We start from the raw sequence: 22,825 nt of genomic DNA, 5'->3' as shown, positions 1-22,825 counted from the left end.
CTGCCAGCTATTAGCAGCTATACCTTGGTGAGATATACCTAGATATAGGGGTGGAGAATGAGTTTGCAAGGTAAAGTAGCGCTGGTGACTGGCGCTTCACGCGGAATTGGCCAAGCCATTGCTTTAGAATTAGCCGCGCAAGGCGCAACAGTGATTGGCACGGCGACCAGTGATTCAGGTGCAGCGGCGATTTCAGATTACCTCCAAGCAGCGGGCGCAACAGGTTCTGGTCTGCGTTTGCAAGTGACTGAAGACGGTGCCTGTGAAGCCATCGTGGCGCAGATTGAAAAAGAATTTGGCCCGATTGCCGTGCTGGTGAATAACGCTGGCATCACACGGGATAATTTGCTGATGCGCATGAAAGATGAAGACTGGGATGCCATCATGGATACCAATCTGAAACCCGTCTACAAATTGTCTAAAGCGGTGATGCGCGGCATGATGAAAGCGCGCTGGGGACGAATTATTAATATCGCTTCAGTCGTTGGCGCAACCGGCAATGCAGGGCAAACGAATTATTCGGCTGCGAAAGCTGCGTTATTTGGTTTTACTAAATCGCTGGCCAAAGAAATCGGCAGCCGTGGCGTGACGGTGAATGCCGTTGCTCCGGGCTTTATTGATACCGATATGACCCGTGGTCTACCTGACGAGCAAAAAGCGCAATTAGTCGCTAATATTGCCTTGGGTCGTTTGGGTGATCCAAAAGACATCGCCGATGCGGTGGGCTTTTTGGCCTCGGATAAGGCGGGATACATCACCGGCAACACGATTCATGTAAATGGTGGCATGTTTATGAATTAATCGAGCAATAAATAGTAAGGCAAAAGCGCTATCGCATCGTTGCATCGTCTTGTCGTACGATTTGTACTGCCTTCGACTCTGCGTCTTGCGAGAAAAATTTTGTAGGGTTACTTGCGCGGCTAGGCCGCATTATTGCTGGATTGGTGGACTTTTTTACAGCGGTTTTCTTGTACATTTTTGTACATTTTGTACAAGAAAACCCCAAAACCTGTTTGCATTGCCATTTTTTTGGTAGAATGCGAACGTTTTTTTCGAATATTAAGCTAATAAAGGCTTGGGAATATACATCCATGGAAAACCTAGAACAACGCGTGAAGAAGATCGTTGCTGAACAACTCGGCGTGCCAGAAACTGACGTTAAGATTGATTCATCATTCGTAAACGACCTCGGCGCCGACTCTCTCGACACCGTTGAACTCGTTATGGCGCTTGAAGAAGAATTCGAGTGCGAAATCCCTGACGAAGATGCAGAAAAGATCACTACAGTTCAGCAAGCTGTTGACTATGTGTCAGCTCACCTGAGCAAGTAATTCAGTACGACCCGACCTCCGTTGCGGCACACCTGTGTCGTCGCGGGGGTTTTTTCATATTTAGCGCGATAAAATTTGATCGACAACGGCATGGCTTGCACTTTTTGCGTCGTGCCTTGAGCTGAATCGATTTTATTGGCGTGGCCGGCTTGCCCGGTATTTTATTGATGCGGCTGGGAATACCCAGCCTTTAGCGGAGTTCCCCCGTGTCGAAACGCAGAGTAGTTGTCACCGGCTTGGGCCAAGTTTCCCCAGTTGGCAATGATGTTGCCACTGGCTGGGCCAACCTGCTTGCTGGTCAATCCGGCATTGATTTAATCACTCGCTTTGATCCGAGTGATATGGGCTGCCATGTAGCAGGCCAAGTAAAAGATTTCGACGTTACCCAATACGTGAATCCAAAAGACGCGCGCCGTATGGATGACTTTATCCATTACGGTATCGCCGCTGCGATGCAAGCGATCACGGATTCTGGATTGGATGATGTGGCCGACCTAGATAAAACTCGCGTTGGCGTGAATATCGGTTCGGGTATTGGTGGCTTGCAATTGATCGAGCAAACCAATGCGGCGTATATCGAAGGCGGCACGCGTAAAATCGGCCCCTTCTTTATTCCTGGCTCATTGATCAATATGATCGCTGGTCACGTTTCCATTATGAAAGGCTATCAAGGCCCAAGTTATGGGATCGTTTCAGCGTGTACCACTGGTGCGCATAGTATTGGTGACGCCGCGCGGATTATTCAGTACGGCGACGCTGATGTGATGATTGCCGGTGGTGCTGAAGGCACTATCTGCAAAATGGCGATTGGTGGTTTCGGCGCGATGAAAGCATTGTCGACGCGCAACGACGATCCAAAAACCGCTTCACGCCCGTGGGATAAAGGCCGTGATGGTTTCGTCATGGGTGAGGGCGCGGGTGTCTTGGTGCTCGAAGAGTACGAACACGCGAAAAAACGCGGCGCAACGATTTACGCTGAACTCGCTGGTTTTGGGATGAGTTCTGATGCACACCACATTACCGCACCAAGCGCCGAAGGCCCTGCGCGCGGCGTGGCAAATGCACTCCGTGATGCCGGTGTGAATGTCGATCAAGTGCAATATGTGAATGCACACGGCACATCGACGCCATTGGGTGATGCCAATGAAACCAATGCGCTGAAAATCGCGTTTGGCGATCATGCTAAAAAACTGGTGATTAATTCAACTAAATCCATGACTGGCCATTTACTGGGCGGTGCGGGTGGTGTTGAAGCGATTTACTCGATCTTGGCGCTGCACAATCAAGTGTCGCCACCGACGATTAATCTGCACGATCAAGACTTTGAAGCGGGTTGCGATTTGGATTATTGCGCTAATACGGCACGGGATATGAAGATTGAAGTTGCGATCTCCAATTCTTTCGGTTTTGGCGGCACCAACGGTACGCTGGTGTTTAAGAAAGTTTAAGTGTGATTCACAATTGAAAAAAGCCACCTTCGGGTGGCTTTTTTGTGGGTATTTCTCTCTAGTCGTTTCCTGTAAAGGTTCTAATTCATATACCCACTGTGGTGTTAATAAATCCTCAATTTGCTTAGGGATGCATCAATTAAGGTAGTGGATTAGTTGGATAATCTTTACGGATGGCGGGCGTTGCAAGTGGGTAATAGAAGAGGCCGTCCATTTCCCGTCCAAGTACGGCAAAAGATCTATCCAAGATAGAAGGATTTTGCGGTAGCTTCACTTTCTCAAGTTTTGTACGCATGCTGCCGTCAGATGGCGCATTGATAAAGACTTGATTTGAGTTTAATAAATTGAGTGACAGCAGTACATTATCTAAGCTATTGCTGAGGGTAAAGGTTCCAGGCCCTTCGAATGAAGTTAACTCCCCAGCTTGGGCTGTATTTTTCGCAATGTAGAGTTGTTTGCCAAGCGCATCGCGTAGGTGAGCGGCCATGCTGTACGCTATTTCTGGGTTCACTAGTTGTTCGCATCTTACGTTATCTAAAAAGCATTTTTCTTTCTTTAGATTGAGTCCGTGAACTTCATTTGACCAAATGATAATTTTTTTATTGGGATGCATCTGCTGAATCGTCCACAGTGCATTGCTTGCCATTTGTGTTTCACGCGGATCATATCGTGGGAGTTCACCCGTCTTGGCGAGCGTGGTTTGGCGTTGAGCAGCAGCGACCAGTCCTTTGATTTGGAGGCACCACCAGCCTGCCGTTTCGCGCGGTGTGGCGGCGATAGTGGGGTCGCTACAAATTTCTGCTTTGATCTGGTCTGCAACAGTGTAAAAAACGGATTTATCTATATCTGCTGAAGTTAAGGCGGCAGCCTGTTGTGCGATATTGGCAAATTGTGCCCAGTTGCTCTGTTGTGGAATAGTCGATTTACGATTTTGCAGGAAGAGCTGCAGCGCTGGCGCGATTTCTTTGATGGAGGCATCGCCACCCGCAGGAATACCAAGCCCAGTAAAAATCAATGGCCGAGCACTGGTTTTTTGCTGATCAATATAATGCAGTACCTTGCGGCCCGAATCGGTTTTTGAATACATAAAAAAAACTCGGCCAGCTGCTAGGTCGGCAACCGATGCATTTTTCGTCATCGCACTACGCCAGATCGCCTCTACATCGAACATCGCACTTTCCATGATGAGAACATCAAAGCCTTTCTTCTGATGCAAATATTGCACCTGACGATTCATCAATTCAAAAGCATTCGCATCACCATGTGCATATTCAGTGATAGAGACGATTCGAGCATCGCCGATGGCGTTGCCAAACGCTGCCAGATCAGCAAAATCATCATTCGCTTGAGCTGAAATGCTGCGGATTGGACTGGCTGCACCTTTCACCCAATCACGTATTGCATCGGGTAAAAAAACTTCAACAATGACGTTTGAAGATTTAGTTTTAAATGTGGTTCCCAATTCTGCTGGGGGCGTTGGCGTTACGGGTAATGATGAGCCGCCACCGCCACAAGCTGAAAGTGCCGTAACAAGGCTGCAAGTAATCCAATTATTTATTTTCATCAGTTTTCGCTATTGAGGTTAGATCCCATTGGATAGGGATGATTTGCTTAGAATAGGGAGGGGGGGACTTGGATACCCATCATCAAGTCCAATGCAAACTCTAAGCTTACGTTTTTATTTATTTTAAGTCAGTATTTTGCTTGGTGATGTTGCTTGTCTGCCGATTTTTTTGCTGTGTTTTCTGTAAGAATTAATTTTGATAACATCCATTTGGGTGTAGTCGAGTGCGTAAAATCAACGTCTTGTAGCCATGAATGGACTTTTTTTTGTGCCTTTAAACACGCACAGCATGTGAACAAATCATTATGATGATGACTCTTCTGATCGACTCCAACCCGCCATGCTACACACCCTTGCCATTGCCAATTACCGCTCACTACGCGATTTGATCGTGCCGTTGGCGCAACTGAACGTCATCAGCGGTACGAATGGCAGCGGGAAATCGAGCCTGTACCGCGCCTTGCGTTTAACTGCCGAGGCGGCGGAAGGGCGCTTGATCGCGCATTTGGCGCAAGAAGGCGGTTTTGCTTCAACGCTGTGGGCTGGCCCAGAAAATATCAGCGCAGCAATGCGGCGCGGTGATGTGCCGATTCAAGGCACGGTGCGGCAAGCCACGGTGGCGCTGAAACTGGGTTTTGCTGGCGATGATTTTTCGTATGTGATTGATTTGGGATTGCCGACACCATCGATCTCAATGTTTGCGGGTGATCCAGAAATCAAACGCGAGCAAATCTGGGCCGGGCGAATTCAGCGCGACGCAGCGCTATTGCTGGATCGGCGCGGCGCAGTGGCGCGAACGCGCGATGGTCGTGCATGGCAAGTCGTCAATCAGCATGTGCCGACGTACGAGAGCGTATTTACACAATGTGCCGATCCGATCAACGCGCCCGAAGTGCTGCAATTGCGTGAAGCGATGCGTCGCTGGCGTTTTTACGATCATCTGCGCACCGATGCCGCCGCGTCTGCGCGGCAGCCACAAATCGGCACGTATACGCCGATTCTGGCTAATGATGGCGCTAATTTAGCGGCGGCTTTGCAAACGATTATTGAAATTGGTGAGACTGAGGCGCTGGCGGCGGCAATTGACGATGCCTTTCCTGGCGCACGGATTGAAATTGAGGTGCAGCAAGGCCGATTTAGCGTGTTGATGTGGCAGCATGGGCTGTTGCGGCCTTTGGCGGCGAGTGAGCTATCGGACGGCACACTGCGTTATTTGCTGTTAGTTGCCGCACTGCTGAGTCCGCGCCCGCCGGAATTACTCGTGCTTAACGAGCCAGAAACCAGCTTGCATCCTGATTTATTACCGGCTTTAGCGCGCTTGATTTGTGCCGCTGCGCAGCGTAGCCAAGTGATTGTCGTTAGTCACGCCAATCGTCTGGTCGCCGCGCTGGAGCGTGAGAGTGACTGCAACTCGATTATTTTGAACAAAGAATTCGGTGAAACGGCAATTGTGGGGCTGCACGATTTAGAAAGGCCGCCTTGGCAATGGTCGGCTCGATAAGCTGATTAAAAAAACGTCTTGCTTCTTGTCGGCGTGGGTGGGCATGTGAAAGCAAATATTCACAAGCAAGCGCTCTCAAAGTTTTCAATCGATTATTTATTTCTATGATGGGTATTTAATTACAGGCATTTTAGATAAAGGGTCATGTGCATATACCTATTGTCTTGGGTTGTTTGCATCCCAAGCTTTAAATTGCGCTGAATTGTTTGGCGTGACTAAAGTGGGTTGCATCAACTCCAGTTCAGGCGTGGCTTTGCCGCCTTGATGTAGCGCGACAGCCATCTCAATTGCTCGCTGGCCCATCGTGCCGGGTGATTGGCTGGCGGTGGCGATAATCGCCGAACCTTGAGTAATCGCGTTCACGACAGCTTGAGAGCCATCCACTGAGCCAATTTTTGTCTGCGTTTGTTTGGCTTTTTGCAACGCCTGTAATGTGCCTAGCGCCTGTCTATCGTTAATGGTAAAAATCGCATCAACATGGCCGTGTTGCTTGATTAGCTGCTGCATCGCGGTGTAACCGCCCCAAATTGAGCCTTCACCATCTTCGGTTTGGCTTACTAATTGTAGATTCGGATATTTACTCCACGCCTGTTTACAGCCGTTGACGCGATCAATGACCGAGGAAACTTGTGGCCCAGTTTGAATCGCGACGCGGCCTTTGCCGCTGAGACTGTTCGCGAGATATTCGCAAACCAGCTGGCCGGCGAGTACATTGTGCGTCAGCACGGTTTGCATCGCCCCTTGGGCACGCACATCGACACCAATCACGATAATTCCTTGCTTGCGCGCCGCTAATAAAATGTCGGCCAGCGCGTTCTCGTCAGAGGCGCTAACGAGAATCAAATCCACCTTTTGCTTGATCATCGTGCTGATTTGCTCGATTTGCATTTCGGCGCTATAGCCTGCTGATGTGATGATAAATTTGGTTTTCGGGTTGAGTTGTTTAGCTTTTTGGCGCACACCTTGCGCTAGCGCGACAAAGTAAGGATTTTCCAAACTAGAAATACTCACGCCGATCGAGCGTGGCCAAGGCTCGGCGGCAAGCGTGTAGAGGCAGCAAGTTGCGAGCAACAGTGCCAAAAGCATGCGCTGGAAGCGAAATTGAAATGTCATGTGCCTATTTCCTAACAGCATTTCACATCAGTATTAGCCCAATTCTGACAATTCGGAGTCTGTGACCGATAGGCGGTAAGCTTACTGCGGCAACTAGCTATTGACTTGAACCGCTGCAGTCTCGCTTTGGATTAATTGCTGTAAAGGGAAGCCTTGTGCTGCAGCACTGGCTTTGGCCGCCGCTAAATCGCTAGACGTCATAGTTTTAGTGCGCGATAAAATCCACAGGTATTTGCGATTCGGATTGCCCACCACCGCCCAGCGATAATCGGGATCAAGGCCAATCACCCAATAATCGGCGCGAAACGGCCAGAAAAAGCTCACTTTCAGTTGCGCATTGCCGGTGTTTTCGACGACGCTGGCGCTGCCTTCGGCTTGATCAAATTCACCGTCTTTGGTGCGGCAGCGGTTGATGACTTTGATTTTGCCATTGTCCATCTGGCTGTAATTGGCCGTGACGTCGCCGACGCATTGATTTTGAAAGTACATCGGGAAGCGGGCGATTTCATGCCATTGGCCGACATAGCGCGCCAAATCAACATTGGCGACCGATTGCACGGGCGGTAAATCGGCCGCCATTAATGAGGAGCTGGCGAGGAGGGCGCTGATTAAAAGTTGTTTCATCGTGTGCCTTCATGTGCGGTGAGTTGGCGGGCTTTGCTACAATAGCGCCTATGCCTGAATTTAACTATTTTACGAGCGATTTGCCCCAAGCGCCGGATTTGCTAGCGCTGGCCGCAAATGCGCCCCAACATTTTCCCGCTCTGCTGCAATCTTCGCAAACGCAGGGTTGGGATATCCTATTTGCCCTGCCGAGCGAGTTCCGCCTGTATGCGGCGCATGAAGGCGCGGCTTTGCTGCGCGACTTGGCCATGATTGGAGAATCTGCGCCGATTGCGTCCGATTTACCCTTTCAGGGGGGCTGGGTGTTTTATGCGGGGTATGAGCTTCTAGAGCTTTTTGAGCCTAGCGTAATCTCACGTACTCTGGGTGAGTATGCTGATTTCCCAGTGGGCGTACTCATTCGCTGCCCGGCGGCGATTGTGCTGCAACGTGAAACACAAGCTGCAACGCTTGTTGCTGAAACGCCGGAATTGTTGGCGCAGTTACAAGAACTGCTTGCATCTGCCAAAGCATGGCAGGCGCAGCCTTTGCAGATTGCGGCGATCTCAGAAGACGATCCGCAGCAGTTTCTCGACGGCGCGGCGCGCGCCAAGCAATACATCGTCGATGGCGATGTGTTTCAGGTGAATTTATCGCGCGGCTGGGATGTCTCGCTTTCGCAAGGCGCGGCGACGGATGTGTACGCGGCATTGCGAATTGCCAATCCAGCGCCGTTTTCAGCATATTTGAATTTAGGCGCGGCGGGGCAGATTATCAGCTCATCGCCCGAGCGCTTGGTGCAAGTCAAAGACGGCATTGTGCAAACGCGGCCGATTGCGGGTACGTTTGCCCGATCGCTTGATCCCGTTGAAGACGCGGCATTGAAGCAACGCCTGCTCGATACACCCAAAGAGCGCGCCGAACACATTATGCTGGTCGATTTAGAGCGTAATGATTTGGGGCGAATCGCGGTGCCGGGTACGGTGAAAGTCGATGAGCTAATGGCGGTGGCGACGTATTCTTTTGTGCATCATATCGAATCGAATATCCGCGCCGAGCTGCGCGCGGGTCTGAATACTGCCGATGTACTGCGCGCGCTGTTTCCGGGCGGCACGATTACCGGTTGCCCGAAAGTACGCTGTATGCAAATTATCCGCGAGCTAGAAGATCGCCCTCGCTTGGCCTACACCGGCAGCTTGGGCTACATCAACCGCGACGGCAGCATGGATAGCAATATTTTGATTCGCACCTTTGTCCAGCGCGGCGAGCAACTGTATTTCCGCGCAGGCGCAGGCATTGTCGCTGATTCGGATGCGGAAAAAGAGCTGCAAGAAACACGGCACAAAGCGCGTGGTTTATTGCGCGCATTGGGTGTGGCGGGTTGATTCAAATAACAATTCATTGGTCCACGAAACACACGAAAAGACACGAACAGCAACTTGGCAGCTTTGATTTTTTTCGTGTCTTTCGGCTTTTTTTCGTGCTTTTCGTGATCCCCGTTTTTGACTTTACTGCCAATGTGCAGGGAGCAAATTGATGCGCTTGGTGAATGGGGTTTTGGCTGAAAGCCTGAGTTTGAATGACCGTGCGATCCAGTTTGGCGATGGCGTGTTTCGTACGATGAAAGTAGTCGATGGCCGGATTGAGTTTTGGTCGCAGCAATATGCCAAACTCGTCAGCGATTGCGCTCGGATTGGTATTGTCGCGCCGAGCGAAGCGCTGCTGCTGGCCGATATTGCGCTGCTCATGCCACAAAACCACAGCATTAAAATCATTATCACGCGCGGCGAATCGGCGCGGGGCTATGTGGCCGCCGCCGATTTGCAGTCGAATCGCATCGTGCAATTGGCCGCTTTGCCTGCGTATTCTCCAGAGCTTTATACCGAAGGCGCAGTGCTGCGGCTGTGCAGAACGCGTGCGAGCTGGCAACCAGCGTTGGCGGGTATTAAACATTTGAATCGTTTGGAAAACGTTATCGCGCGGCGTGAATGGTCTGATCCAAGCATCTTTGATGGCGTGATGCTCGATCGTGATGGTTTTGTCATTGAAGGCGTGATGAGTAATCTTTTTGCGCTGATCGATGGGGCCTGGTGTACGCCGCAACTGGACGAATCGGGTGTGGCAGGGGTATATCGTTCTATGCTATTAAAAATTGTAGTTCTTGACGATATACCCATTAAAGAGCGTCAGGTCAGTTTGAGCGACGTATATTCTGCTACGCAGGTTTTTGTCTGCAATAGTTTGGCGGGCTGCGTACCGGTGCGGCAGTTTGAGCAGCAGCATTGGGCGATTGATGCCAATTTGATCCATATCGTTCAGCAACAATTGAGTGTATTTAAATGAAATTGAGTTTATTGATTACTATCGTTTTGATTGCGAGCACGGCGCAGGCGCAAGAATATTATAAAGCGAGCCCAGAAAAACTGGCTGAATTAGAGGCACAGCGCTGCGCCAAAATTAGTAAAGAGCAAAGTCTAATTCAGCGCCGCTTGACTGGAAATAATCAACCGTACGACATTCGGAAGATGCTGGAAAAGCAAAAAGTGTTGCAGGCCGATTACGCCAAATACTGCGCGGCCAAAGCGACGCCTTAAGTTCATTATTGCGCCAGATTTACTGCAAATAATCATCGTGCTAGCCAAAAATCGGTCTATAGATTAAGGATGAAATTAGCATGGAGGTGAATCATGGACGCAGCATTGGCTTCTCGGCTTCTTCAGGTTTTAGGGCCTGAAAATAAGCCGCAACTATTGATCGAACACTACCCACGTATCGCCGAGCGCGTGGCGCAGATGTGGGGCCGAGAAACACTGGTCGTTTTTTTAAACGAACTTCTATTTGATACGCGCGGTGATCGGGAAGGCTTTCCGCCTGATGTAGCACATGAGCTATTTACCATTCAGCGTGAACATGACCGCGTAATGGGGATAGGCAGTGAGGCAGCGATTTGGGGTTATGAAGAAGCGGTGCGAACTGAATCGGCGATTCATTTAAACGAATTTGATCTTCCAGCTTATCTTGAGGCTGCCAAGCGCGGCAGGCTGGAGGTATTGCGTGAGCAATTGCAGGGCGGCGCACACGTTGATTCGCCCGATGGCGATGGCTTAACAGCTTTTTGGTGGGCGGTGTTTTACGGGCATTTCGATGCCGCTGAATTACTGTTACAAAACGGCGCTCGCGCTCATGCTGCTAATTCAGAAGGCCAGCAAGCCGCGCATTTGTTTGCTGCAGGTGACCATAGCAATGGCTTGAATTTATTGTTACGTTTTGGCGTGCGTTTAAATGTTAGCGATCATCATGGGTTTACGCCATTGATGGCCGCCGCCGCTAAAGGGCGAGTCGGCGCAGTGGCTTTGTTGCTTGAGCAAGGCTTGATCGTTAATGAGCAAGACCAACAAGGAAAAACCGCTTTGCACTACGCCGCCGAAGCTGGGCATCGCCGTGTTATTGAATTATTACTCAGCCATGGTGCGGATGCGCGCACGCTGGATCTGCGTGGGCAATCGGCATACGAATTGGCGATGCTGCACCCTGACTCCGCCAAAATTAAACCCTTATTTGATTTGTGACGCGGCTGATGCGCTAGCGCCTGACTTCATTTTTAGATAAAAATAAAGCCCTGAATCAATCAGGGCTTTATTTTTTATTCCGCTGGAGGAGAGAGGGGGATTCGAACCCCCGATAGTATCGCTACTACGCCTGATTTCGAGTCAGGTACATTCAACCACTCTGCCACCTCTCCAACAAGATCGCGGATTCTACGCTGCAAGTCCTTGTTTGCCAAGAATTAGTTTGTTGTTTTGTTTGTTTTTTTGCCTAGGTTTAGGCACAATGCGGGCATCTTAGTAAGGAACAGGACCAGCATGAAGAGATTCTTGATTGCGCTTTCAGCGTGCGTACTTTTGGGCTGTGGCGAACATTCGTCGCAAGCACAACGTGTATTACCATGGGCGGAATCCAAAGAATTAACCGTGCTGGTGCAAAATGGCCCGACCACTTTATATGTGGACGCCGAGGGCCGTTATGCTGGGCTTGAATATGATTTAGTGACGCGTTTCGCTGAAATCAATGGCCTGAAAGTGCGCTTTATTATGGCGGCCACGTATGGCGAAGTGGTGCAGCGCCTCAAGCAACACGAGGCACATCTAGCCGTCGGCGTGCATCGTGGTATGGAGAGCGAAGGCTTATTATTTGGCCCTGCGTATCAAAATATCACGCCAGTTTTGGTTTACGCTTCGTCGCGTAGCGAAGCCGATGCGCTGCGTGAGATCCAGCAAGGCAAAGCGGTACTGAGCACTTTGCCGCAATATGTGGATTCGCTCAGTCAGCAAAAAGCTCAATATCCGCTGTTGCAGCTTAATACCGTAGCGCAAGTCGATAACGAAGATTTGATCGAGCAAGTATCAAGCGGCAAGCTGGCCTATGCCGTCGTTGATTCTCATGCGGCGGATGTAGCGCAAAATTATTATCCTAATGTGGCGATTTCTAAATCGTTTACAAACTCATCTACTAACAGCGGCCAGCAATTGTCGTGGGCGGTGCGCGATGAAGATCCGCAATTGCGTACGATGATCTCGGCGTATTTCCGCCAAGTGATTGCGGAAGGCTCGTTGAGCCGTTTGCAAGATCGCTATTATGGCCACGTCAATCGGATTGATCCGGTCGATGCGCTAACTTATTTGGGGCGAATTAAATCCACCTTACCGCAATTTCGCGCTACTTTTCTAAAAGCCGAAGAAGAAACCGGCATTGATTGGCGCTTATTAGCCGCTTTAGCCTATCAAGAATCACATTGGAATAATGAGTCGATTTCGCCGACCGGCGTGCGCGGCATTATGATGCTGACCAACGATACGGCGTCTTTATTGCGCGTTGATCGCTTAAACCCGCGTGAGAGTATTCTGGGCGGTGCGCGTTATATTCAAATGATGCGTAAAAACATCCCTGCAACCGTTCCCGAGCCGGATCGAACTTGGCAAGCACTGGCGGCCTATAATATTGGCCTAGGCCACGTGGAAGACGCCCGCACTTTGGCGCTGCGCCTCAACATCAACCCAGATAGCTGGACCGACCTGAAAGGCGTATTGCCGCTACTGAGGAAGCCCGAGCATTTTAGTACGCTTAAATACGGCTACGCGCGAGGCGGCGCACCGGTGGTGTACGTAGAAACATTGAAATCGTATTACGATATTTTGGTGCGTTTTGAAAAACCGAGCAAAGTCACCTTGCCGGAGTTTTCTAGCGAAGTTGTCGTTTACAATCCGGGCAATCTGACCTTGGATATCAATAGCAAACTGAGCATAGCCAAGCCGAGGCGCTTGGCTGCTTTATAATTATCTAGGTATTGAGCTGTATCCATTATAAAATAATGGATACAGCTCAATACATCGCTTTAAATTCAAATAACCCACGAATTGCCGCCGTAAAGTTTTACTCCTGTGCTGGGCTTATTGCCGTGTGTATCGCTGCGGTGAAGTCCTGCATCTACAGCAATAGCCTGCATTTAAAGTACAATAACGCTTTTGCATTTTGCTGGACTTGCTGCCATGACCGTACGCACTCGCTTTGCCCCTTCCCCAACAGGTTTACTTCATATTGGTGGTGTTCGCACTGCGCTGTTTTCTTGGGCGTATGCCAAAAAACACGGCGGCCAGTTTGTGCTGCGGATTGAAGATACCGATCTGGAGCGCTCGACGCCTGAATCGGTGGCAGCGATTATGGACGGCATGCATTGGGTTAATATCGGCTACGACGAAGGTCCGTTCTACCAAATGCAACGCATGGATAGATATAAAGTGGTGATCCAGCAATTGCTGGACAGCGGTCACGCCTACCTTTGCTATTGCAGCAAAGAAGAACTCGAAGCACAGCGCGCCGAAGCTGAGGCGAAAGGCGAAAAGCCACGTTATAACCGCGCTTGGCGTCCAGAAGCTGGCAAAACTTTGCCCGCAATTCCAGCAGACATAACACCTGTGGTGCGCTTTAAAACGCCAATCGGCGGCTCGGTGGTGTGGGAAGATCAAGTCAAAGGCCGCATCGAAATTGGCCATAGCGAACTGGATGATTTAATCATCGCGCGCCCCGACGGCACGCCAACGTATAACTTCTGCGTCGTCGTTGATGATGCCGATATGAAAATCAGCCACGTTATTCGCGGTGATGACCATGTGAACAACACGCCGCGCCAGATCGTAATTTACGAAGCGATGGGCGTTGCTGTGCCAGTGTTTGCGCACTTGCCGATGATTCATAACGATCAAGGCGTTAAGTTATCCAAGCGTCGCGACGCCGTGTCGGTGGTCGATTACGATAAGCAAGGGATTCTGCCTGAAGCATTGCTCAATTATCTGGCGCGACTCGGTTGGGGCCATGGCGATGACGAAATCTTTTCGATGACTCAATTCGTAGAATGGTTCGATTTGAAAGACGTCAGCGGCAGCCCAAGCCGGATGGACCGCGACAAATTGCTGTGGACTAATGCGCAATATATCAAAGCCGCAGAGCCAGCTAAATTGGCTGAGCGCGTTGCGGGCTTCTTGGCCGACAAAGGCGTGAAAACCGAAGCAGGTCCAGCGCTGGCCGAAGTGTGCGTCTTGCTGAAAGATCGTTGCCAAACTTTGGTCGAAATGGCCGATCAAGCCGAGTATTTCTACCAAGCTTTAACGCCAACACAAGAAATCGCCGATAAGCACCTCACGCCAGAAGACGAAGAGCGCTTGAAGCTGTTCGCTGAAGCCGCCGCTGCGCTAGAGTCTTGGGATGCAGCGAGCTTGGGCGCGTTGATTAAAGATTTCGTCAAACAGCAAGGCGTGAAAATGCCACAAGTCGGCATGCCGATTCGCGCGAAAGTGTGCGGCATTACTAATACCCCATCAGTGGATGCGGTATTGGCGCTGATTGGTCGTGAAGAAGTCTTGCGCCGTCTACGCGCTTAAGTTTTGCACTGAGTGAAACAAAGAAGCCAAGGTTAACTTGGCTTTTTTGTTATTGAGCTGGGAATTTTGCAAGGAAGTTTTGATATGGCGGACATCATCGAATTTAAAACGGATAGATTAATCGCTCGCCAGTGGCGCGATGAAGATGCGGAAGCTTTCGCGCAAATGAATGCCGATCCGCGTGTGATGCAATATTTTCCGGCGTGTTTAAGCCGCGATAAAAGTGATGCGGCGTTTGAAGCGATGCGTAGCATTATTACCGAGCAGGGCTGGGGGTTTTGGGCGATTGAGGAGCAGGCTACGCAACGTTTCATTGGGTTTGTCGGTTTGAATATCCCTTCACCCGAATTACCATTTTCGCCGTGTACCGAAATCGGCTGGCGTTTGGCGCATGAATTTTGGGGTAAAGGCTACGCGACCGAAGCTGCGCAAGGTGCATTACGCTGTGGTTTTACTCAGCTTAATTTGGCGGAAATTGTGTCGTTCACCAGTATTCACAATCAGCCATCGCAAGCGGTGATGCGCCGCTTGGGAATGCTTCAAGAGACCGAAAATTTTCAGCATCCTAAAGTGCTGCTCGGGCATGAACTGCGCGAGCATTGTCTGTATCGCCTCTCTAAAGCGCGTTGGGCTGTGAACGCAAAGGCTTAAGTCTGGTAAATTAAGGGCTGCGGCGATTTGCCGACCAAGCCAACTCACTCCACCGTTTGAAGGAAGCCTTGCGCAATGAATCCAAATCTTTCTGAATCTTTAAAACAGCAAGTCGGTCAGCTCGTCATGGTGGGTTTTGATGGCTTTGTGCCGAATGCGCAGATTGCCGGCTTAATTCGCGAGCAACGTATCGGTGGCGTGATTTTGTTTCGCCGCAATATTGAATCACCCGCGCAGGTGGCGGCGCTGTGCCGTGGTTTGCAAGCCATTAATGCCGAAGTGTCAGACATTCCGCTGTTGATTGCCATTGATCAAGAGGGGGGGATGGTGATGCGGATTGAGGCGGGCGTCACGCCGTTACCTTCTGCGATGGCGTATGCCCGAGCGTCAGCCAATCAGTCCACGGACAGCGGTAGCGCGACCGATTGTGAGGCTTTGCATCGCATTGGTGCGGCGGAGTTACGTCAGCTGGGGATCAATATTAATTTCGCGCCGGTGCTGGATATTAATAATAATCCGGCTAATCCGGTGATTGGCATTCGCGCGTTTGGTGAAGATGCCGCTACGGTAAGTGAATACGGCTTGGCGGCGATCCGTGGCATTCAGGCGGCGGGTGTGGCGGCGACGGCCAAGCATTTTCCTGGGCACGGCGATACGGCGATGGATTCGCATTACGCGCTGCCGGTGGTGCCACATGCAAAAGCACGCCTCGATGAGGTTGAGCTGGCGCCGTTTAAAGCGGCGATTGCCGCTGGCGTCGATGCGATGATGACGGCGCATGTGGTGTTCCCAGAGTTTGAGCCTGATCCCAATACGCCCGCAACACTGTCGCACGCGGTGCTGACGGGTTTGTTGCGAGATGAGCTGGGTTTTGACAGGGTGATTTTCACTGATTGTCTTGAGATGGCGGCGATTGCTTCAGGCGTTGGCGTGGTGGCTGGCGCGGTACAGGCTTTGCAGGCGGGGGCAGATTTGATTTTGGTGTCGCATACACATGCTTTGCAGCAAGCGACGGTATTGGCGCTGCAAGAGCACATCGCCAGTGGTGTGCTGAGTCGTGAGCGAGTCCAGCAATCCCTGGCGCGAATTGCGCGCTTAAAGCAATCCGCAGCGGTGAGCGATTGGGCAGCTCCGTTTGAGCCGCAGCAATTGCAAACGCCGGAAGCCTTGGCCTTGGCGGCTTCAGTACAGGCGAAGGCTTTGCAGGTGAGCGAACAGTTTCAAGCTGTTGATTTAAGCTTGCCAATTTTATTGATGACTGTCGAAGTGCAAACGCGCACCGAAATTGATGAAGTAGCGCTAGGAAAAAGCACCGCCGCGCGCGGCACTTTGTTGCCTTTGCTATTGGCGGCGAACTGCCAAGTCGATGAACTGATCGTTTCTCCGTCGCCGACGGAGGCTGAAATTAGCGCACTGCTACTGGCGGCTGAGTCGTATCCGCAAGTGATTGTGCAAAGTTATAACGCGTGTTTGTCGACTGCGCAGCAAACCTTGTTGGCACAACTGCCTGCTGAGCGTCTCTGGCTGGTGGCGGGGCGTTTGCATTATGACTTGAATCTACTGCCGAATGCAAAAGGGCGCTTGGCGGCGTATAGCAATCGGCCAGCGGCGCTGATTTCCGTGGCGAAAAAGTTATTAGGCCAGTAATCCTGCAAAGTTGGTTCCTCCTTGCATTTGTCGCCGATAGCGCTCGGGGGACAGCCCCGTGTGCTGGCGAAACATTGCAATAAATGCGGATGGATGGCCGTAGCCGAGTCGCCATGCGATATCTTGAATTGCAACGCCATCTTTAAGTTGCGCCAGCGCGCTCAGCAAACGCAGCCGATTGCGCCACTGCACAAAGCTCATTCCCAATTCCTTTTGAAACTGCCGCGCCAGCGTTCGTTCGCTGGTGTGTACTTGCGCTGCCCATTGCGCCAGCGGCGTGCTGTCGCCCGGATTATCGTGCAAGGTTTGCAAAATGATGGTGAGTTGCCGATGCGAACTGCTTGGCAGATAGTTGGGGCGTTGCTCAGACTGGCACAGGCGTTGTAGCAGCAATTGGGCTTGTGGCTGTTCATTGGCATCGGCCGTACTGCTAATTTTCCGCTGTGCAAAGTCATCAAATAGCGCGCGAATCAACGGCGTTTGCGCGATTAAGGTCGTGGCCTTGGGTAAGTGCTGCGCCCATTCGTCTGACACATAGGCTGAGGTGTAGTCCAGCGCTTGCTTGATATACGCCGCGTGGACCAATTCGGCAGGAACCCAAACAATGTAATCAGCAGGCGCTATGAGTTTTTCATCGCCAACGGTGATTTCGATCAGACCCAGACTAATCCGATTGAGTTGCCCCCAACGATGGCGATGCGGCGCATAGCCAGTATGAGCGTCGACTCGCTCGCGGCGAAAATATAAAGGCTCGGGCGCGGCGAGACTAATATCGCTCGCGCTATACGGGGCTAAGGACGTAGTAAAGCCAAAGTTTTCTTGCATCGTTGTGTCGCCTTGTCGTACGAGATGTACTGTCTGCGGCTTCCCCGCCTTGCCATAAAAATTTGGCACAAGTTGTCTGAAATGAAAGAGTGTTTTGTCTGGATTGCATTATAAGCATGAAATAAGACGGCGTTAAACTGGGTGTTATAAATCAACAGAGAAGAATACGATGCAAGCGTGGTTTCCATTGTTGGCGGTATTGATTTGGGCGGCCAATACCGTGGTATCAAAAGCGGCTGCGACGGTGATTGATCCGGCTGCAATTTCATTTTATCGCTGGCTGATTGCCGCGCTGGTGCTGACGCCATTTTGTGGCCGCTTGTTGTGGCAGCAGCGCGTGGCGATACGACCATTTTTACCCAAATTTGCAGTGCTCGCGCTGTTGGGTATGGTGCTGTATCAATGCTTGGCGTATTACGCCGCGCACAGCACGTCGGCGACCAATATGGGCGTAATTTGTGCGCTAATTCCTTTATTGGGGCTGTTGCTCAATAGCCTATTTTTTCAGCACAAACCGCGTGCGCTGGCTTTGATCGGCGTGGCGCTGTCTTTGGCGGGTGTGTTGTATTTGCTTGGCCAAGGTCAGCCGCTCAATTTACTGCACGGCGGTGTGAATCTCGGTGATGTGCTGATGCTGATCGGCGCGGCGGCGTATGCGCTGTATGGGATTTTGTTAAAGCGCTGGGCTTTGCCTTTTTCGGCGTGGCTCAATTTATACGTGCAAGTGCTGATCGGCGTGTTGCTGCTGATTCCAGTGGCGATGACCGCGCAAAGTATGGCGTTGCCGATGCCCGCGCTCGGTCTAGTGCTATTTGCAGGGATCGCTTCATCCGTCGTTGCGGCGTATTGCTGGATGCGTGGGGTGCAAGCGATGGGTAGTGATAAAACCGCAATTTTTATGAATTTATTGCCGCTATTTACCGCGCTGATCGCGGTGCTGGCCTTGGGTGAAACGATAGAAATTTATCATATCCTCGGCGGTGCTTTGATTTTGGCGGGGGTGCTTCTGGCGCAGCGCAGTGGCCGATCTCGTTTAATAATTAAATAATTTGGGCTTAAATAAAAAACGGGAGACTAGGCTCCCGTTTTTGTGTGCTATGGCAGTATTTCTCTGTAGCCTATGGCTAGTAATTACTTCAGAGTGATACCCCAGTTAGCATCTACGCATTTCACGTATTGGCCATCGATCAAAGCGTTGTACGGCGTTTGGTAGCTAACGAGTTGGCACTTGTTATCGCCGCCCACTTTCCAATCTTTTTCCCAGTAGATATTGAATGCTGCGGATGAACCACCGTCAAAACGACCCATACCTGCGCATTTCATTGATTCGCGTTTGATATCCCAGCCCAAGTCACGGGCAAACTCGGTGTAGTAATCAAGACGATTTTGTGCAGCTGGTTTAGTCGGTGTGTCTTGGCATTCGGCATTGATAATTTGAATCGACGTTGGGAAGTCGTTACCCAATTGACGCGCTTTATCAAAGTCGTTTGGAACCCAAGTGCCGTCGATCACGTGCAACATCGATGGTTTTGGTGGCTGTGGGTAAACGAAGAAGAACACGGCAGAGGCCAAGTTCAACCAGCTTTCCGCTACGCGATCTGGATCTTTCAACAATACCGATTGGTCGCCGTCAAACATCGCTTGGCTAAATGGACCGTAGTTATAGTTGTACGACAATTGTTTCGCGCCGCGACCAAAGTATTTCATGTAGCCGCCTTTGGCATCAGTACCGCAAGTCCAGACTTTGTTGAATACTGGATCAGCGCACTCGCCGTTGTAACCACAATTGGTGCCGTCGTCAGAACAACCCATTTCACGGACATGCACCAGTGCTTGCAACCATTCTGGATTGCCGTACTGCGTTACGCTGTGACCGCCAGTTTCTTGCGCAAAGTGAGCAAACGAAGCAGCCAATGAGCGACGGCAGATTTCGTCGGCATTGCGGCCATCGGTGTAGTCACCACAGAATGCCGGGAATTTAGCGGATGCTTGCAAGAAGCGAGTGTAGGTGTAGCTTGGGTGCGCTTTAGAGAAATAGAAATCCCATTTCGCTTTTGGCATGATGCCTTCGATGCGTTTCACATTGCTTGGATTGCTCATCAGTCCCGGTGCAACGGCCTCAACGACGGAGTTCGGCAAAGTGCGAACTGAAGCTTTTACTTTGTTGAAAATGTCGCTGTTGGTCAGCGTTGCTGCGTAAGCTTCGGCTTGGGCTTTCGTTGGCAAGCCGCCTGTCGTCGTACCACCACCTGGTGCAGGGGTCGGTAATGCCGATGCATCGCAAGCGCTGCCTGTGTTCCAGTCTGCTGCAGTGCCTGGTGTTACCCCCGCATTCACCCACCATTTTGCTGTGTAACTGGTATTGTTGTGGCTTACAACTGAGCCACCGGCATACGATGATGCGGCACTCCATGCGGCTGCACATTTAGGCAAACCGTTACCTGGTGCTGGTGTGGCAGTGGGGGCTGCAGTTGGTGTTGGTGCCACTGTAGGCACTACGGTAGGTACAGCAGTTGGCGCTACGGTTGGCGTGGCAGTTGGTGCAATAGTCGGTGCTGTAGTTGGCTTCACCGTAGGTGTTGCAGTGGGTGCTACGGTAGGTTGGCTTGTCGGCGCTGCCGTTGGTGCTGTTGTTGGTTTGACCGTTGGTGCAACAGTCGGCGCTGGTGTTGCACCGCCTGTGCTGACTAGTTTCCATGCGCCCCATTGGCTAGAGCCTGGGATTTCACCACTGGACCACCATTTGGCGGTATAGGTATTGCCTTGATAAGTAACGGTTTCACCGGCGGTATAAACCGAGCTGGCACTCCAGTCAGCAGCCCACACACTTGCGCTTAGAAATACAGCGCTAATCAGTGCAGAAAGTTTGATCGCTTTATTCATTTGTCTCACTCCTCGTTGGTCGGTACTGATCCGTTTGGATTGAAGTCCGGCCTTGTTTTTTGGGAATATCCTATTACTGCTATAACTTACACTTTTGATTGATCAGTGCATCAAGCCCTGACTGGTATTTAAGTTATGCTGTGAATCCTACCATCTGTAGTTGCGCTGTCAATCACTACAAAACAAATATCTTCAATCATTTCATAGTCTTATTTGCACTGTAAATAACTAGCGTAAAATGCTGACGTCATGCTTTTCTGTTGTCGATATTTAGGCTTTGGCGCAAGGGAAAGTCCTAAGTCATTTAGATCTAGCTCGTTTATAATGTGCCGCTGTGTGCTTGGCCGAGTCTGGGCTCAGCCATTTTGAAATAGAGGAAGCAATGTGCTGCGAAAAATAATGTTATTGATTGGTTCTTTGTTGTGTTCAGGATTGGTATTGGCGGAAGATGCGCCTTTGCCTTTTGATGATGCAGCGGCGGCGCCACCGATTGTGCGTAAAGCCAGCCCTGCCAAAGTTAGTACGCCAGTGCTTGCTTCGCCGCCGAAGGCTAAATCGCACACTAAAGCCTCGGGCAAATCCGCGACGAAGAAATCAGCGAAGCAATCAAAGACATCTAAATCTAAGTCGAGCTCGGCAACGAAGAAGTCCGCACAGCGCTCTGCCGCGCACTCACCATCGAGCAAGGCGAATAAAGCCAGCAAAACACAGCGTTCGGCAAAAAAGCGAAAATAAGTCACCATCAGCTTGAATGAAAAATAGCCCGCTTTTTACAGCGGGCTATTTTTTGTTCTGTCGTTTCTAACTCTGGAATTTTCAGCCTTAAGGATTAGCGCTGCAGTAACTGATCGAGCGTTGGATGGTTAATTTTTTTCTGTGCGTAGATGGCGTAATAATCGGCGTATAAGCCTTCAAGATGGCCGAGTGATTGTAATTCACTTGTGGGTATTGCACTGAAAGGTATGATTGGTGATGGATAGAGGCCAATACCTGCTATACCAAAAGCTTGCATCAAAGCGCTATCCGCAAATTCACCGACAATATCGGGTACGATATTTCGATCTGAAAACCATAAATCTAATTGCGTTCGCAGCGCCGTATCCCTCGTAGGCAAGAGCATAGGCGCGCCATGCAGGCTGGCTGGAAATTGCGCAGAATGTGCCGCTGCTTGCGCGGCATTACCCAAAATCATCACCGGACATTGCGCTAAGGCTTGGCTTTCCAGCCGTAAATGTGCACCGTGTGCGGCAGGGCGATCTGCCAGTACGACATCAAGTTGATGCATAGCCAGCTTGGCCATCAATTCGTCGGGAGAGCCTTCGATACATAATAAGCGGTTATGGGCGCTGTGCGTCTTGGCGAGCAATTGCTGGGCGACAGCCTTGGGTAGCGCATCGGCAACGCCAACATGAAATCGCTGGCGCGGTGTGCTGTCGCTGGCGAGCGTTTGTTGTAATTGCTCGCCGAGCATAAAAATCTGATCGGCAAACGGTAGTGTGCTGCGGCCAGCGTCAGTGAGTTCAAGCTTGCGCCCCACTTGCGTAAACAAGGCTTTGCCGATTTGCGCTTCGAGTAAAGACAGCTGGCTGCTGATGGTTTGCGGTGTCATCTGCAATTTGCGCGCTGCCGCGCTAATACCACCTTCTTGGCTGACCACCCAAAAATAATATAAATGTCGGTAATTCAGTACGGCGTCGCTCATGGTTTATAGATCGAAAAAAGCTGATGATGAGTCAATGTAAGCCTGCTGTTTGAATCTGTAAAGCGCAGTTAAAGTAAGCCAAGCTAAAGCGTATGAATAATTTCACGCTTTGCTATTCGATTTACACCGCAATCTAAAGAGGAGAAGTGGGATGGATATGACGCATTGGCTGAGTGTGATCGGCCTTGTGCTGGCTGCGTGCTTGATCTGGTATTTCATTGCCTACAATCCTTGGGCACAAAAGGAGTGGGAACAGTTGCCGACTTTAAAAGAGTATCGGCAAACTCATCCGTACTGCGTGCAAGGTGATGACACCGCGTGTTGCCATTGCGGTTCGACGCTGCAATTGGATGTGGGCTTGTTGCAATACACCGATTGGCGGCGGCAAACGATTTGTCGGCAATGTAAAAATCGCTTATGGCGGGAGATGGATCAATGAACGCATTACGAATTATCGGGACACTAACAGCATCAGCTGTGTTGAGCGTTATGGCTCCTTTTGTGATTCATAACCCGTGGCTGCAGAAACACTGGCATCGAAGGATCAGCCAAGCTGAATATCGAGAGTTATTTTCAGAGTTGGTACGGGGAGAGAAGATTGCTTGTTATCAATGTGGCAACC

General features: G+C 50.7%; 21 protein-coding genes and 1 tRNA gene. 14 read left to right on the top strand and 8 right to left on the bottom strand.

The features are described 5' to 3' along the window. Positions 1-57: 57 nt before the first annotated feature. From fabG to fabF, 3 genes are all read left to right on the top strand, one after another. Positions 58-801, top strand: coding sequence for a 3-oxoacyl-ACP reductase FabG (gene fabG, locus Q320_RS0103920; protein WP_027467926.1), 744 nt, complete (start codon positions 58-60; stop codon positions 799-801). Between the two features lie 290 nt (positions 802-1,091). Beyond that, complete coding sequence (gene acpP, locus Q320_RS0103915; RefSeq protein WP_027467925.1) at positions 1,092-1,331, top strand: acyl carrier protein; 240 nt, start codon at positions 1,092-1,094, stop codon at positions 1,329-1,331. 206 nt (positions 1,332-1,537) lie between these two features. Continuing rightward, a complete protein-coding gene (gene fabF / locus Q320_RS0103910) occupies positions 1,538-2,779 on the top strand; it encodes a beta-ketoacyl-ACP synthase II (protein WP_027467924.1) in 1,242 nt (413 codons plus the stop codon). A gap of 139 nt (positions 2,780-2,918) precedes the next feature. On the opposite strand, the gene Q320_RS0103905 is transcribed toward fabF, so the two are convergent. Beyond that, positions 2,919-4,343 carry an erythromycin esterase family protein gene (locus Q320_RS0103905; protein WP_035852091.1) on the bottom strand — a complete coding sequence of 475 codons (1,425 nt, stop codon included), beginning with the start codon at positions 4,341-4,343 and terminating at the stop codon, positions 2,919-2,921. A gap of 340 nt (positions 4,344-4,683) precedes the next feature. On the opposite strand from Q320_RS0103905, the gene Q320_RS0103895 reads away from it, so the two are divergent. Beyond that, positions 4,684-5,844, top strand: coding sequence for an AAA family ATPase (locus tag Q320_RS0103895; protein ID WP_027467921.1), 1,161 nt, complete (start codon positions 4,684-4,686; stop codon positions 5,842-5,844). Between the two features lie 156 nt (positions 5,845-6,000). Here the strand turns inward: Q320_RS0103895 and Q320_RS0103890 are convergent, their stop codons facing one another. Then, entirely contained in the window at positions 6,001-6,957 is a 957-nt protein-coding gene (locus Q320_RS0103890) for a substrate-binding domain-containing protein (protein ID WP_051534441.1), read from the bottom strand. A gap of 93 nt (positions 6,958-7,050) precedes the next feature. Continuing rightward, positions 7,051-7,581 carry a lipocalin family protein gene (locus Q320_RS0103885; RefSeq protein WP_027467919.1) on the bottom strand — a complete coding sequence of 177 codons (531 nt, stop codon included), beginning with the start codon at positions 7,579-7,581 and terminating at the stop codon, positions 7,051-7,053. A 50-nt stretch (positions 7,582-7,631) separates the two neighbouring features. Here Q320_RS0103885 and Q320_RS0103880 point away from each other — a divergent pair, with 50 nt between their 5' ends. From Q320_RS0103880 to Q320_RS0103865, 4 genes are all read left to right on the top strand, one after another. Continuing rightward, complete coding sequence (locus tag Q320_RS0103880) at positions 7,632-8,945, top strand: aminodeoxychorismate synthase component I (protein ID WP_027467918.1); 1,314 nt, start codon at positions 7,632-7,634, stop codon at positions 8,943-8,945. A 151-nt stretch (positions 8,946-9,096) separates the two neighbouring features. Next, positions 9,097-9,903, top strand: coding sequence for an aminodeoxychorismate lyase (pabC, locus tag Q320_RS0103875; protein WP_035852088.1), 807 nt, complete (start codon positions 9,097-9,099; stop codon positions 9,901-9,903). Next, a complete protein-coding gene (locus tag Q320_RS0103870) occupies positions 9,900-10,154 on the top strand; it encodes a hypothetical protein (RefSeq protein WP_027467916.1) in 255 nt (84 codons plus the stop codon). Before pabC ends, Q320_RS0103870 begins: the two co-directional genes overlap by 4 nt. 93 nt (positions 10,155-10,247) lie before the next feature. Then, on the top strand, positions 10,248-11,129 hold the full coding sequence (locus Q320_RS0103865; protein WP_027467915.1) for an ankyrin repeat domain-containing protein: 882 nt from the start codon (positions 10,248-10,250) through the stop codon (positions 11,127-11,129). A gap of 83 nt (positions 11,130-11,212) precedes the next feature. Here the strand turns inward: Q320_RS0103865 and Q320_RS0103860 are convergent. Then, positions 11,213-11,302: transfer RNA gene (locus Q320_RS0103860), tRNA-Ser, on the bottom strand. 121 nt (positions 11,303-11,423) lie between these two features. Between Q320_RS0103860 and mltF the strand changes: the two genes are divergently transcribed. The 4 genes from mltF to nagZ all read left to right on the top strand — a co-directional run bounded on the left by mltF (position 11,424) and on the right by nagZ (position 16,793). Further along, a complete protein-coding gene (gene mltF / locus Q320_RS18360; RefSeq protein WP_051534440.1) occupies positions 11,424-12,893 on the top strand; it encodes a membrane-bound lytic murein transglycosylase MltF in 1,470 nt (489 codons plus the stop codon). 213 nt (positions 12,894-13,106) lie between these two features. After that, on the top strand, positions 13,107-14,495 hold the full coding sequence (gene gltX / locus Q320_RS0103850) for a glutamate--tRNA ligase (RefSeq protein WP_027467914.1): 1,389 nt from the start codon (positions 13,107-13,109) through the stop codon (positions 14,493-14,495). 84 nt (positions 14,496-14,579) lie between these two features. After that, the gene (locus Q320_RS0103845) at positions 14,580-15,146 is read left to right on the top strand and encodes a GNAT family N-acetyltransferase (protein WP_027467913.1); all 567 of its coding nucleotides are present in this window, start codon (positions 14,580-14,582) and stop codon (positions 15,144-15,146) included. A 75-nt stretch (positions 15,147-15,221) separates the two neighbouring features. Then, positions 15,222-16,793, top strand: coding sequence for a beta-N-acetylhexosaminidase (gene nagZ, locus Q320_RS0103840; RefSeq protein WP_027467912.1), 1,572 nt, complete (start codon positions 15,222-15,224; stop codon positions 16,791-16,793). Here the strand turns inward: nagZ and Q320_RS0103835 are convergent. Continuing rightward, positions 16,782-17,618, bottom strand: coding sequence for an AraC family transcriptional regulator (locus tag Q320_RS0103835; protein WP_084282335.1), 837 nt, complete (start codon positions 17,616-17,618; stop codon positions 16,782-16,784). The genes nagZ and Q320_RS0103835 overlap by 12 nt on opposite strands. Before the next feature lie 169 nt (positions 17,619-17,787). On the opposite strand from Q320_RS0103835, the gene Q320_RS0103830 reads away from it, so the two are divergent. Then, on the top strand, positions 17,788-18,666 hold the full coding sequence (locus tag Q320_RS0103830; protein WP_027467910.1) for a DMT family transporter: 879 nt from the start codon (positions 17,788-17,790) through the stop codon (positions 18,664-18,666). A gap of 83 nt (positions 18,667-18,749) precedes the next feature. Here the strand turns inward: Q320_RS0103830 and Q320_RS22090 are convergent, their stop codons facing one another. The 3 genes from Q320_RS22090 to Q320_RS0103810 form a co-directional block, all read right to left on the bottom strand. Then, the gene (locus Q320_RS22090) at positions 18,750-20,501 is read right to left on the bottom strand and encodes a glycoside hydrolase family 19 protein (protein ID WP_156938971.1); all 1,752 of its coding nucleotides are present in this window, start codon (positions 20,499-20,501) and stop codon (positions 18,750-18,752) included. A gap of 356 nt (positions 20,502-20,857) precedes the next feature. Further along, positions 20,858-21,244, bottom strand: coding sequence for a hypothetical protein (locus Q320_RS0103815; protein WP_027467908.1), 387 nt, complete (start codon positions 21,242-21,244; stop codon positions 20,858-20,860). 86 nt (positions 21,245-21,330) lie between these two features. Next, on the bottom strand, positions 21,331-22,203 hold the full coding sequence (locus tag Q320_RS0103810; RefSeq protein ID WP_027467907.1) for a LysR family transcriptional regulator: 873 nt from the start codon (positions 22,201-22,203) through the stop codon (positions 21,331-21,333). Positions 22,204-22,354: 151 nt separating this feature from the next. Here Q320_RS0103810 and Q320_RS0103805 point away from each other — a divergent pair, with 151 nt between their 5' ends. After that, entirely contained in the window at positions 22,355-22,642 is a 288-nt protein-coding gene (locus Q320_RS0103805; RefSeq protein ID WP_051534439.1) for a hypothetical protein, read from the top strand. The last annotated feature ends 183 nt before the right edge of the window (positions 22,643-22,825 follow it).

Origin of the sequence: Deefgea rivuli DSM 18356 (genome assembly GCF_000620145.1) — a bacterium.
GTDB lineage: Bacteria > Pseudomonadota > Gammaproteobacteria > Burkholderiales > Chitinibacteraceae > Deefgea > Deefgea rivuli.
This window is presented reverse-complemented; position numbering and strand designations above follow the sequence as displayed.